This is a genomic window from uncultured Roseovarius sp. (genome assembly GCF_913054395.1).
GTDB lineage: Bacteria > Pseudomonadota > Alphaproteobacteria > Rhodobacterales > Rhodobacteraceae > Roseovarius.
Genome location: NZ_CAJXIP010000101.1, coordinates 1 through 12924, shown reverse-complemented (window position 1 = coordinate 12924; position 12924 = coordinate 1). Strand labels below are relative to the sequence as shown.

Here is a 12924-nt window from a genome sequence, read left to right as displayed (position 1 = left end):
TGATGCGGCGGGCGGCACCGGATCACGCGGCGTGCTCGAGGTGCGCTGTCACGAGGCCCCCTTCGTGCTGGAACATGGCCAGATCGTCGGGCGGCTGGTCTATGAGAAAATGGACCAGGTCCCCGATCAGCTTTACGGTGCGGGAATCGCGTCCAACTATCAGGGTCAGGGGCTCAAGCTCAGCAAGCACTTCAAAAGCTAGGCGGCACTCAGAACCGCCCGATCTTGCGGCCAAGCTTTAGCGCCTGACGGCTCCGCGCTGCGGTTTTCCGGCCATCGGGACCGGGCGCCGCATCGCCATTGCGCGCCCTCTTCCTGCCGATTGCGTCCATTCCGGCATTCACGCCACTGCGCAGGATGCGGCGCAGGATCATGCGCATCACCATGTTGATAATCTGATTGACGTTCATTGCGTCACTTCCTCTGCCTGCCTCTGCCCCTGACATACCACAGAAAGGTGCAAATTTGAGGGCACCCACGCAATATTTAATGAAAACACCCACCGTCCAGCTTCTTCTTGGCCAAAATACTTCCGCCGGAGGCACCGACATCGGCCACGGCGCGCCGCGCCCTGCGGCCCGATGCGCAACAAAAGCTTGCATCCCAATGACAGCGCATTCATGCATCAGACATGACAGAGACAAGCGATCGCTCCCCCAACTCCCTCGCTGCCCTCGGCTGGTCAGAGGTGTTCGAGGAACAGTTGACCCCGGATGAGGCCCCCCTGACCCCGATGCGGATCGCGACCGTGCACCGCTCGCGCGTTACCGCCTTTTCGCCCGCTGGCGCGGTCAAACTCAACCTGCCCGCCCATGCCAGCACCACCGATTTCGCGGTCGGCGACTGGGTTCTGGTCGATCCCGCAACCGATACCGTCACCCGGCGGCTTGAGCGCAAATCCCTGTTGCGCCGCCGCACCGAAGGCACCCGCGCGCCCCAGTTGATAGCGGCCAATATCGACACGCTTTTTATCGTCACCTCCTGCAATGCCGATTTCAACCCGGCCCGGCTTGAACGCTACCTCGCCCTTGCGAACGAAGCCGGGACAACCCCGGTGATCCTTTTGACCAAGGCCGACAAGGTGGGCGATGCCGCCAGCTATCAGGCCCGCGCGGCGGCCCTGCAACGCGGGCTCGACGTGGTCAGCCTCAACGCCAAGGACCCCGAGGCGGCAACCACCCTCGTGCCCTGGTGTGCGCCGGGACAGACCGTGGCTCTTGTCGGCTCATCAGGTGTCGGCAAATCCACTCTGCTCAACACCCTGGCGGCCAAGGACGATGCGACGGCGCAGCCCACCAGCGGCATCCGCGAGGATGACGCCAAGGGTCGCCATACCACCACCTCGCGCTCACTTCATGGCATCAAGGGCGGGGGGCTCGCGATTGACACGCCGGGCATGCGCTCGCTGCACGTCAGCGATGTGGGCGCGGGCCTCGACAAGCTGTTCTCCGAGATCGCCGAGCTTGCGCCACAGTGCCGGTTTCGCGATTGCACCCATGCCCACGAGCCGGGCTGCGCGGTTCAGGCCGCCGTCGCCGAAGGCACGCTTGATCGTGATCGCCTGGAACGCTGGCGCAAGCTTGATACCGAGAATCGGGCGAATACGCCTGTGGCGACCGGGCCGCGCGGCAACAAGACCATCAGGAAGACCCGGCACAAACGTTAGGTGCGGCGCTTAATCCTCGAAAAGCTCGTTCTGCCCCTCGGTACTCGCCTCGTCGGCATCCTCGTCGCCCTCGCCCATCTGCGGCATAAGCCCCGGCGGCGGGCGGTTTTCCAAAAGCCCCGCCGCGCGCAGCTCTTTCAGCCCTGGCAGGTCGCGTGCCGATTCCAGACCGAAGTGATCGAGAAACTCCTGCGTTACCACAAAGGTCACCGGCCGCCCCGGCGTCATCTTGCGACGGCCAAACCTGATCCATTCCATTTCAAGCAATTGATCGACGGTGCCCCGGCTGACCGACACGCCGCGAATTTCCTCGATCTCGGCGCGGGTGACGGGTTGGTGATAGGCGATGATCGCCAGGGTCTCGATGGCCGCGCGCGACAGCTTGCGGGTCTCGACGGTTTCCCGGCTCATCAAGAAGCCAAGATCCGGGGCCGTGCGCATCGCCCAGGCATCGCCCACCTTGACCACGCGCACGCCGCGCCCTTCATAGCGTTTGCGCAGGTAGATAAGCGCCTCGGCAGGGTCCGACCCATGCGGCATCCGCGCGGATAGCTCCTTGGTGGTCACCGGCTCGGTACTGGCAAAGAGGATCGCTTCGACCATGCGTTCCTGCTCTGCGATGGGGGGGGCCTCGAACAGGCTTTCTTCTTTAACTGCATCATCTTGCGACATATTCTTAATCCTTCCGGCGCATCTCGATCGGCGCGAAAACCTCGGATTGCCGAAGCTCGGCGCGCCCCTCTTTCACCAGTTCAAGCGAGGCAGCAAAGGTCGATGCCGTGGCCGAGCGGCGGCGCGCGGGGTCGGTGGTGAAGCCATCGGGCAGATAGGTCGAAATATCGGTCCATGTCCCGGCAAAACCGATCAGCCCGCGCAGCCGCTCCAGCGCCTGTTCCATAGTGAATATCGCGTCGCGGTCCATCACGAAGGGGCGGAATTCGTCGCGGGTGCGAATGCGGGCATAGCCCTGCATCAGATCCAGAAGCGTCGCGGAATAACTCACCCGGCGCAGGCGGGTGACGTCTTCGGGCAGGCCGCGTGCAAAAAAGTCCCGGCCCAGCCGATCACGCCCCATAAGTCGCGCAGCGCAATCGCGCATGGCCTGCAGGCGCTCAAGCTGAAACGCCAGATGCGCGGCAAGCTCTTCGCCGGATGGTCCCTCTTCGGTCGGGTCCGGGGGCAACAGGAGCCGCGATTTGAGAAAGGCGAGCCAGGCCGCCATCACAAGGTAATCCGCCGCGAGTTCAAGCCGGAGCGCCTTGGCCCGTTCGACAAAGGTCAGATACTGCCGCGCCAGTTCCAGTACCGAAATCCTGCGCAGATCAACCTTTTGCGTGCGGCTTAGTGTCAGCAACAAATCAAGCGGGCCTTCAAAGCCGTCGACATCGACGATCAACGCCTCGGCGGCCAGCCGTTCGGCGACCTCGCTAGGCTTGTCCACTTCGCTAAATCCGTCCTCAGTCATCCACGCGCCCGTTTATCAGCGCGTCAAGCTTTGCCGATAGGGCCGGAATGTCAACAGGGACTGGGGTTTTACGGGCCGCCAGGGCGCGCTCGGCGCGCCTTTGGGCGATCTCGGTCATGCGCCCGGCGGCCTCGGCCACCTCGCGACGCTCGTCCATGGTGCCGTTGCAATGCAGGATAACATCGCAGCCCGCTTCGATCGCGGCGCGCGACAGCCCGCCAAGCGAACCGCGCAGCGCCTTCATCGAAATGTCGTCGGTCATGATCAGCCCGTCAAAGCCGATCTCGTCACGGATCACCGTCATCATCCGCGCCGAGGTGGTGGCGGGCGACGGGTCAATCGCCGAATAGACCAGATGCGCGGTCATGCCCAGGGGCAGGTCGTTGAGCGCGGCAAAAGGGGCAAAATCGCTTTTGGACAGCACCTCGTGCGGCGCGTCCACCATCGGCAGGTCAAGGTGGCTGTCGGCCTCGGCGCGGCCATGGCCGGGGATATGCTTGACCACAGGCAAAACGCCACCGTGCAACAGGCCATTGGCCGCCGCCCGCCCCATGCGCGCCACCGTAGCGGCATCAAACCCGTAACAGCGGTTTTGCAAAAACGGATGGGTCGTGGGCCCGGCCACATCGACCAGGGGGGCGCAATTGCTGTCGATGCCAAGTGCGTGCAATTCGTCCGCGATCAGACGATACCGCAGATACATCACCTCTTCGGCGCGCTCGCCCGTCGCCCTCACCTGACCAAGCGGCGCGGGCCATTCACGCCAAAGCGGCGCGCGCAGGCGCTGCACGCGGCCACCTTCCTGATCAATCGTGATCGGGGCCTCGCGGCCCACCGCATCGCGCATCTCGGCGCAAAGCGCGCGCACCTGTTCGGGGCTATCAATATTGCGGGCGAACAGGATAAAACCGAACGGATCGGCGGCGGCAAAGAAGGTCTTTTCCTCAGCCGTCAGACGCAGACCCTCGGCATCAAGAATGGTGGCGCCAAATCGTGTCAACGGGTGACCACCGGGATACATTCGGCGCGTTCCGCCACAAGAGCGGAACAAAAGCGGCGTGCGTCGCCAAGATCGGCAAAGCCCATGGCGCGGAGCCGGTAAAAGGTGCGCCCCCCGCTTTCAGCCCGCTGGATAACACGTTGCTTTCCCTCAAGAAAGTCTCCAAACTTTCGCGAAAGGCGGTCCCATTCTCCGCGCGCTACCTCGGGGGAATCAAACGCGCCCAACTGGGCCAGACGGGTGCCGACAGGGATATTGGCGGGGTCCATTTCAGCGTTCGGCGCCGATTGCGCGGCAGCCACAGCAAGGGCTACGGCCTCGGGAATACTGGTCAGTCCGGCCGGGCGCACACGTGGGCGCAGCGAGCTGCCAATGCCGCCCTTCACGGGGGGCGGCAGGGCGGCGGCCACCTCTTCAGGCTCGGCGGCAGGGGCCGTGTCTTCAAGCGGGGCAATCGGGGGCACACCGGCGGAAAGGTCTTCTGCCAGCGTGTCGAGCGAGGCGTTTTGCAGGGTTTCCTGCGCGGCCAAAGGACCGCTTTCGCTGGCCTCGGCACGGGGTGTGACCTCGGCCTGCTGCACGATCTCGGAGGCGGCAGAGGGCACATCCTCAAGCGTCAGCTCCAACGGCGGGGGCGCCAGCACAAGCCGGTCGGCCGGCGCGGCAGCGGTACCTTCGGCGGCGATGTTATTGACCGCAAGACCCTGATGCTCGGCGGCACTGCCACCGGGATCGGCAGGCTGTATGCGCATCGGCCCCTCGGCGGCGCGCACCACCGGCACGCCCGAGACGTCGCGGACCAGAAGTTTGTAGCCCCAAACCCCCACGCCGACAATCAGCGCAAGCGAAAGCGCCGCGCCCGTTAAATTCGTCAGTTTGACAAGGACATTCGCCCGATCCGGCGCAGTGGTATATTGCGCATCCTGCATCTGTGCCATGTTCCGCCTCTTTTTCTCCGGCGATACATAGCCGCCGGGGAGTTGATGATCTGCCTCACCCCCCGGCGTCTGCCTGTGCGATTTCTTAGCGCATCTCTTCGGCCGGAGTTACGCCAAGAATACCAAGACCTGCGGAAATAACAACGGTAACAGCGCGGACAAGGGCGATTTTAGCCTGAGACGTTGCCGGGTCGCCCTCTTGCAGGAAGCGCAGGCTGGCGTCGTTATGGCCCTGATTCCACAGGGCATGCAGATCGCTGGCCAGGTCGTAGAGGTAGAACGCCACGCGATGCGGCTCGTTGGTGCGCCCGGCGATCTGCACAAGGCGCGGCCATTCGGCCAGCTTTTTGGCCAGGTTAAGTTCGGCCTCATGGGTCAGGATCGACAGATCCGCCGCCGCAAGTGTTGCGTCACTCACGTCGATGCCCGCCTCGGTGGCCTTGCGCAGCACAGAGTTGACCCGCGCATTGGCGTATTGCACGTAAAACACCGGGTTGTCCTTGGACTGTTCCAGGACACGCGCGAAATCGAAATCAAGCGGCGCATCGTTCTTGCGCGTCAGCATCACAAAGCGGGTCACGTCCGGGCCGACAAGTTCAACCACATCGCGCAGGGTCACGAAGGTCCCGGCCCGCTTGGACATCTTGAAGGGCTCGCCGTTCTTATAAAGCTTCACCAGCTGGCACAGCTTGATATCAAGCGGGACGCGCGCGTCCGACAGGGCGCTGACGGCGGCCTTCATCCGCTTGACATAGCCGCCATGATCGGCACCAAGCACGTCGATCAGCATGTCAAAACCACGGTTGATCTTGTCAAAGTGATAGGCAATGTCGGGCGCGAAATAGGTCCAGCCGCCATCGGATTTCTTGACCGGGCGATCCACGTCATCGCCATGTGCCGTCGAACGGAACAGCGTCTGTTCGCGCGGCTCCCAATCCTCGGGAAGCTTGCCCTTGGGCGGCTCAAGCACGCCTTCATAGATAAGCCCCTTGGCGTCGAGCGCGGTAAGCGCCTCTTCGATCAGCCCGGTGCCGTACAGCGACTTCTCGGAAAAGAACACGTCCATTTCCACGCCAAGCGACTTAAGGTCGGCGCGGATCAGATCCATCATCGCCTCGGTGCCGTAATTGCGGATGTCCTCAAGCCAGACCGATTCAGGTTGATCGACATAGGCATCGCCAACCTTGTCCTTGAGCGCCTGACCGACCTCGATCAGGTAATCGCCGGGATAGGTCCCATCGGGAAAGGCGACCTCTTTGCCATGCGCCTCGAGGTAGCGAAGATAGACCGACCGGGCGAGCACATCGACCTGCGCGCCGCCATCGTTGATGTAATACTCGCGGGTGACATCATAGCCGACGAAATCAAGCAGGCTTGCCAGAGCATCGCCAAACACCGCGCCGCGGGTATGGCCCACATGCAGCGGCCCGGTGGGGTTGGCGCTAACGTATTCGACATTGACGCGCTTGCCCTGCCCCATTTCCGAACGCCCGAATTGGGCGCCCGCACGCAGCGCCGCGCGCGCAACGTCATGCCAGAGAGAGGCCGCCAGACGCAGGTTCAGGAACCCCGGACCGGCCACCTCGGCGCTGGTGATGCGGTCGTCCTGCGCCAACAGGGCCGCAAGCGCATCGGCGATATCACGCGGCTTGAGGCCCGCAGGCTTGGCCAGGACCATTGCCGCATTTGTTGCCATGTCGCCATGCGCCGGATCGCGCGGCGGCTCGACCGTGACATTCGACAGATCAAGCCCCTCGGGCAGGCTGCCCTGGGTCTGCATCTGGGCCAGGGCGTCAAGCACGAGGCTGCGGATATCGGTAAACAGATTCATCGGATTTTCCTTGCTGCGTCGGGCGGTGGTTTACCACTGATAGCCCGCGCGTCAATCGCCGCGTCAGTCACCAGGCGCGCAAACCGTCAGAACCGAGCCGCAGGTTCCCCCTGCGCCGGTGCGATCAAGATGCATTGCCGCCAGCAAAAGCGCACTGGCGCAACGCCGGGACTTTGGCATCGTCGGGCCGCCCTTTTGAAGCCGCAACGCGTTGATCGCAAAATGCGCCCCCATCTCGGCCTGCATCAAGGGTGCCAGTTCGCCCAGTGCGGCGCGATAGGCCAGATCTTCGGCGGGGGCGTCGTCGGGCGCGCCGGAATAAACGAAAATGACCTTGCCCTGTCCTTGCCGCAAGCCCGGCGCAAGCGCGCGCGTCAGCGTCGGAATGCTCGTGATCGCGTCACCCAAACGGTCCGGATCGCGCAGCGCCTGAAGGTGGATCAGAAGATCAATCGGCGTATCCTGCCATATCCCGCCAAAATCGCGGCATTGGCGCGGGCGCAGAACATCAAGGCGCAGGGATTCTATCCGGCTCGGGTTAAGTCGGGCCAGAGATATGTTGCGCCTTTCATCGCGGTCGATCGCGATGACCCCCGCACCGGCGCGTGAATACCCGCCCGCCAGCGTAAGGCCAACCGCACAACCGGCCGACGCAATCAGAACCGTTTTGCCGAAAGCGTTGCCCTGCACTCTGAAACTACCATCAAAAATTCACTAACCCGACAAGCGTTAACACCCTGATCGCCACCGTTCAATCTAGGCTTTCGCTCGAGGGGGCGTTTCATTGCGCGCGGGGGCGAGTGCCAAAAGCCGGTTGCCGGACGCGCCCTTGGGCGTGGTCTCGCCGGTGATGAAGGTCAGCGCGCCCGCGCGTCCGAATTCCGCCAAGACAATCGCGTCGGGGTTATCGCCCTGCCAATCCTCCAGGGTATAGCTGTCGGTAAGCTCGGTGGTGCGCACTTTCCAGCCGTCGGTCATGCGTCTGGCAAGGTCGTAATAGCCAAGATCGCCCGCGATATTGCGCCCGCCAAGACTTGCCGGAAGGGCATGGCGGGCGTGCTCCTGTTTTGCGCGCTTGAGCTGAAACACGTTTTCGCGGCCAAATTCCGGGGCAAGGTCGGTGGCCACAAGCGTGTTGTAGGCGTCATTGTTGCTGACCGCCAGAATCCGGCCGAAATTCATGATCTCGACGCCATGTTCCGCCGCCTCGGACAGGATATCGCCGAAGAACGTCGGCAACCCTGCCTCGCGCGCAGTGCGCAGGCGGCTGCGGTTGGGATCGCTGATAAGGACAGGCACCTCAAGCGCCCTGAGTGCCGCGCCAAGCGAGGCGGCAAATTGCGAGCCCCCGGTGATGATCACCCCCGGCGTGCCCTGCCCCGCAAGGCCCAGAATCTGCCCCATCGGGCGCAGCGAAAACCCATGCAGCACCACCGTCGCCGCCACCAGGGCAAAGGCCAGCGGCGTAAGCCGCGCCGCATCCTCAAAGCCAAGCGCCACGAGGCGTTCACCAAACAGTCCCGCCACCGCCACAAGTACCACGCCGCGCGGGCCGGTAAAGGCCACCAGAAGGCGCTCGTTCAGGGGCAGTTTCGTGCCGATCAGCGACACCAGCACCGTCAGCGGGCGCACCAGAAGGATGGTTATGGCCACGAACAGCGCGGCGCGCGCATCCAGAAGCGCAAGCGCCTCAAGGTCCATCGAGGCCGCCAGAAGGATAAAGACACCCGAAACCAAAAGCACGGTTGCATGCTCCTTGAAGCGGCGCAGCTCGGCATAGCTCGGAAGATCGGCATTGGCGATATAGAGGCCCATCACCGTGACCGTCAAAAGCCCGCTTTCGTGCAAAATCCGGTCCGAAAGCGCGAAAACCCCAAGCAGGACAGCGAAAAGCACCGGCACCTTCATGAATTCGGGCACCTTGCCCTCGCGAAACGTCCGCGACAGCCCCCAGCCCGCCGCAAGCCCAAGTGCAACCGCCAGCGTGATGCCGCGCGCCATCGCCCAGACCGCCGAAACCGCAGTCTCCGAAGTGTTGAGCACCAGCACCACCTCGAAGGCCAGCACCGCAGCGAGCGCGCCGACCGGATCGTTGACGATGGCCTCCCACTGCAAAAGCTGGGCCGGGCGCCGCGTGAGGCGCGCCTGACGCAACAGCGGCGCGATCACCGTCGGGCCGGTGACGATCATGATGCCGCCAAACACTGCCGCAATCGCCCAATCAAGCCCGGCCGCATAATGCAGCGCCAGCGTCGAGCCAAGCCAGCCCACCGGTGCCCCGATCAGCACCAGGCGCCAGACCCCTTCGGCGGCGCCGCGCAGGCTCTGGAGATTCAAGGTCAGGCCGCCCTCGAACAGGATGATCGCCACCGCAATCGCCACCATCGGCGCCATCAGCGGGCCGATGTCGCGCGCCGGGTCAAACAGGCCAAGCCCCGGTCCGACCGCCAGCCCGGCAAGCAGCATCAGCACGATTGCGGGCATGCGCAAGCGCCAGGCCAGCCACTGTGCGCCGACCCCCAAGGCCCCGACCAGCGCAAAGACCATCACCGGCGACAGGGCCCCGGCCTGCGATTCGAGTGCCATGATTGCTAGTCTCTCCCTCGTTCACCCGGCCCGCCGGGACCACCCAAGAGGCGCGCATGCTGTTGCAGGGCAAAGCGGTCGGTCATCCCGGCGATGTAATCGCTCACCAGCCGCGCCAGAGCCGTCTTGTCGGCGGCCCGCGCCACATCGTCCCGCCATTCTTGTGGTAAATAGCTTGGCTGATCCAAATAAAAGGGGAAAAGGTCGCTGACGACGCCATGGACGTTCCTGCGCATCTCGTTGACCGCAGGCGCGCGATACATCCGGTCAAACAAAAACCTGCGGATTTTTTGCAGATCGCCCCAAAGACCCGGCGAAAAGCGGATCGCCGCGCGGCCCAGATGGCGCACTTCGGCGGCGCTTTGGGGGGCGGCGCGGGCCAGTTCGCTGCGTGAATACTCGATCACATCGCCGACCATCACGCCAAACACCCGGCGGAGCGCCTCGTGGCGGCGCCGACTGGCGTCAAGGCGCGGGTAAAGCCGGTCGACCTCGCGATAGAAATCGCCCACCATCGGCAGGTCACAGATTTCCTCGTCAGTGAACAGCCCGGCGCGAAGCCCGTCATGCAGATCGTGATTGTTATAGGCAATGTCATCCGAAAGCGCCGCCACCTGCGCCTCGGCATTGGCGTGGGTATGCAGTTCAAGATCATGGCGCGCGTTATATTCAGCCGGGGCATAGGGCAACGGCCCGGCCACCGGGCCGTTATGCTTGGCGATCCCTTCAAGGGTTTCCCAGGTCAGGTTAAGCCCGTCGAACTCGGCATAATGACGTTCGAGGGCGGTGACGATCCGAACCGCCTGGGCGTTGTGATCAAAACCGCCGTAGGGCGCCATCAGCGCGTCAAGTGTATCTTCGCCCGCGTGCCCAAAGGGTGTGTGCCCAAGGTCATGGGCAAGCGCCACCGCCTCGGTCAGCTCGCCGTTGAGGCCAAGCGCGCCGGAAATGGTGCGCGCAACCTGTGCCACCTCTATGGAATGGGTCAGGCGGGTGCGGAAATAATCGCCCTCGTGCTCGACAAAGACCTGGGTCTTGTGTTTCAGGCGGCGGAAGGCGCTGGAATGGATAATCCGGTCACGATCACGCTGAAACGGCGAGCGGAACGCGCTTTCTTCCTCGGGGACAAGGCGGCCACGGGTCTGGGACGGATCAGAGGCATAGCGGGCCGTCATCTTGGATCTCCTTGTCGGCTGTTGCTGCCATCCCTATATTGCCATGTAAGAAAAGTCGAACACCAGCCCGGAGCACCACATGAACCTGCCCCCGAAAGTGACCCCCCGCGCCTTTGCCCGCCTCGCCGAAATCGGCGCGGATCAGCAGGGCCATGCGCTGCGCATCGCAGTCGAGGGCGGCGGCTGTTCGGGGTTCCAGTATGACATCAAGCTGGATCAACCCGCAGCGGATGACCTTGTGCTTGAGGGCCAGGGACAGAAGGTCGTTGTCGATAGTGTGTCCCTGCCGTTTCTGGCCGGCGCCACGATTGATTTCAGCGAAGAACTGATTGGCGCGCGCTTTGTCATCGAGAACCCGAACGCCAGTAGCTCTTGCGGATGCGGAACGTCTTTTTCAATGTAATTCAATTACCTGCATCGCAAAGTTAATCCACCCCGAACCCCACCCGAATGCCTTTGCACCGCGTTTTCCGGGCAGAGCCTGCGCCGCAATCCACTTGTCAGCCCCTCGGCACTGGGCGATAGAGGGGCAAAGCAGACAGGGGGCCTTGCATGAAAATCGCCAGCTTCAACATCAACGGCATCAAGGCCCGGATCGAGGCCCTGCCCGCGTGGCTTGACGAGGCCGAACCGGATGTCGCCCTGTTGCAGGAAATCAAATCCATCGACGAAAACTTTCCGCGCGAGATATTCGAGGACCGGGGCTATAACGTCGAAACCCATGGCCAGAAGGGCTTCAACGGGGTTGCGATCCTGTCCAGGCTTCCGCTTGAGGATGTGAGCCGCGGCCTGCCCGGTGATCCCGACGACGAACAGGCGCGCTGGATCGAGGCGACGGTGATGGGCGATCACGCGGCGGTGCGGATCTGTGGCCTTTACCTGCCCAACGGCAACCCGGCGCCGGGGCCGAAATACGACTATAAGCTGGCCTGGATGGAGCGATTGCGCGCCCGCGCTCAAGAACTTTTGACAACCGAAGAGCCGGTGGTCATGGCGGGCGATTACAACATCATCCCGCAGAATGAGGATGCCGCCCGCCCCGAGGTCTGGGCCAGGGATGCGCTTGCCCTGCCCGAAAGCCGCGCCGCCTTTCGCCGGATTCTGAACCTTGGCTTTACCGAGGCGTTTCGCGCCCGCACACAGGGTCCGGGGCATTACACCTTCTGGGATTATCAAGCCGGGGCCTGGAACAAGAACGACGGCATTCGCATCGACCACTTTCTGCTTAGTCCGCAGGCCGCCGATCTGTTGACCGACTGCCAGATCGACAAGGAGATTCGCGCGCGCGAAAAGCCGTCCGATCACGTCCCGATCTGGATCACGCTGGACGCCTGAGACCTCGAAACGGGCGCAGAGCCGCCTTCAGGTCGCACCGGGAAAGGGGCTGGCCGCCCTTTCACCGCCTGCGCAGGATGCGTGGTTCAGGCTGGTGCCTGTGTCACGTCATGGCCGTAAAGCCAGTCGAACTGACGCATCATCCGCGTGGGCGCAATCGCCCCTCCGGCGCGCAGGGCACCATGCGCGGCCCACCGCAGCGGCGGAAACGACAGGTGGTATTTCCAGGCGTTGCGATTGGCGGCCTCGACCACCCGGCGCACACGCGCCTCGCGGCGGGTCTGATAGCGGGCAAGCGCCTCTGATACATCCGGCGCGCGGTTCAGTTCATCGCACAGAATCCAGCCATCCTCGAGCGCCATCGACGCGCCCTGCGCCATGAACGGAAGCGTCGGATGCGCGGCATCGCCCAATATCACCAGGTTGCCACCCTGCCAGACCGGCGCCACCGGATGGCGGAACAGCCCCCAAAGATGCACATCCTGCACCGCATCCAGCATGGCACGCACCTCTGGGCCGAAATCGGCAAAGGCAGCATGCAATGCCATGGGATCGTCTTTCTGGGTCCAGCTTTCGGCGGCCCATGCCGCCTTTTCCTGCACCGCAACGATGTTCAAAAGCGTGCTGTCGCGCAGCGGATAGCTGACCACATGGCGCATCGGCCCCATGTGAACGCGCGCCTCGGGGCCGCGTCCGGTCAGGTTGGGAATGGTCGCGCGCCATGCCACCTGACGGGTAAAGAACGGCGCCGTTGTGCCGTTAAGCGCCTCTCGCACCTTTGAATGCAGGCCGTCGGCCCCGATTACCAGATCGGACCCGAGGCTGGCGCCATTGGCAAGCCGCACCTGCGGGCGCGTGCCCGGCGAGACCTGGGATACCTTCTGAAGCAGGCGGACCTTGACGCCCGCCGCCCGTGCGCCCTGTGCCA

14 protein-coding genes are annotated in these 12924 nt (G+C 63.6%); 4 read left to right on the top strand and 10 right to left on the bottom strand.

Annotated elements, in window-relative coordinates:
• On the top strand, positions 1-202 hold a 202-nt coding region (locus QZ522_RS13450; RefSeq protein ID WP_294612448.1), incomplete at its 5' end, for a 2'-deoxycytidine 5'-triphosphate deaminase.
• 7 nt (positions 203-209) lie between these two features.
• Here the strand turns inward: QZ522_RS13450 and QZ522_RS13445 are convergent.
• Entirely contained in the window at positions 210-410 is a 201-nt protein-coding gene (locus QZ522_RS13445; RefSeq protein WP_294612446.1) for a hypothetical protein, read from the bottom strand.
• A 221-nt stretch (positions 411-631) separates the two neighbouring features.
• On the opposite strand from QZ522_RS13445, the gene rsgA reads away from it, so the two are divergent.
• The gene (rsgA, locus tag QZ522_RS13440) at positions 632-1666 is read left to right on the top strand and encodes a ribosome small subunit-dependent GTPase A (RefSeq protein ID WP_294612444.1); all 1035 of its coding nucleotides are present in this window, start codon (positions 632-634) and stop codon (positions 1664-1666) included.
• Positions 1667-1675: 9 nt separating this feature from the next.
• On the opposite strand, the gene scpB is transcribed toward rsgA, so the two are convergent.
• The 8 genes from scpB to QZ522_RS13400 all read right to left on the bottom strand — a co-directional run bounded on the left by scpB (position 1676) and on the right by QZ522_RS13400 (position 10661).
• Positions 1676-2338, bottom strand: a complete 663-nt coding sequence (gene scpB / locus QZ522_RS13435; protein ID WP_294612442.1) for an SMC-Scp complex subunit ScpB — start codon at positions 2336-2338, stop codon at positions 1676-1678.
• 4 nt (positions 2339-2342) lie between these two features.
• Positions 2343-3131 (bottom strand): ScpA family protein, encoded by a 789-nt coding sequence (locus QZ522_RS13430; protein WP_294612437.1) that lies wholly within the window; start codon positions 3129-3131, stop codon positions 2343-2345.
• On the bottom strand, positions 3124-4152 hold the full coding sequence (nagZ, locus tag QZ522_RS13425) for a beta-N-acetylhexosaminidase (protein ID WP_294612434.1): 1029 nt from the start codon (positions 4150-4152) through the stop codon (positions 3124-3126). Before nagZ ends, QZ522_RS13430 begins: the two co-directional genes overlap by 8 nt.
• Positions 4128-5069 (bottom strand): SPOR domain-containing protein, encoded by a 942-nt coding sequence (locus QZ522_RS13420; protein ID WP_294612432.1) that lies wholly within the window; start codon positions 5067-5069, stop codon positions 4128-4130. The genes nagZ and QZ522_RS13420 overlap by 25 nt, the downstream gene beginning before the upstream one ends.
• Before the next feature lie 85 nt (positions 5070-5154).
• Positions 5155-6900 carry an arginine--tRNA ligase gene (gene argS / locus QZ522_RS13415; RefSeq protein WP_294612429.1) on the bottom strand — a complete coding sequence of 582 codons (1746 nt, stop codon included), beginning with the start codon at positions 6898-6900 and terminating at the stop codon, positions 5155-5157.
• 63 nt (positions 6901-6963) lie between these two features.
• Entirely contained in the window at positions 6964-7590 is a 627-nt protein-coding gene (locus QZ522_RS13410) for a hypothetical protein (RefSeq protein WP_294612426.1), read from the bottom strand.
• Between the two features lie 66 nt (positions 7591-7656).
• Complete coding sequence (locus tag QZ522_RS13405) at positions 7657-9486, bottom strand: sodium:proton antiporter (RefSeq protein WP_294612424.1); 1830 nt, start codon at positions 9484-9486, stop codon at positions 7657-7659.
• 5 nt (positions 9487-9491) lie between these two features.
• A complete protein-coding gene (locus tag QZ522_RS13400) occupies positions 9492-10661 on the bottom strand; it encodes a deoxyguanosinetriphosphate triphosphohydrolase (protein WP_294612422.1) in 1170 nt (389 codons plus the stop codon).
• Between the two features lie 79 nt (positions 10662-10740).
• Between QZ522_RS13400 and QZ522_RS13395 the strand changes: the two genes are divergently transcribed.
• Positions 10741-11064 (top strand): iron-sulfur cluster assembly accessory protein, encoded by a 324-nt coding sequence (locus tag QZ522_RS13395; protein WP_294612419.1) that lies wholly within the window; start codon positions 10741-10743, stop codon positions 11062-11064.
• A 149-nt stretch (positions 11065-11213) separates the two neighbouring features.
• A complete protein-coding gene (gene xth, locus QZ522_RS13390) occupies positions 11214-11996 on the top strand; it encodes an exodeoxyribonuclease III (RefSeq protein ID WP_294612417.1) in 783 nt (260 codons plus the stop codon).
• Between the two features lie 86 nt (positions 11997-12082).
• Here xth and QZ522_RS13385 read toward each other — a convergent pair.
• Positions 12083-12924: FAD-dependent monooxygenase (locus tag QZ522_RS13385; protein ID WP_294612414.1), on the bottom strand; the 842-nt coding region annotated here is incomplete at its 5' end.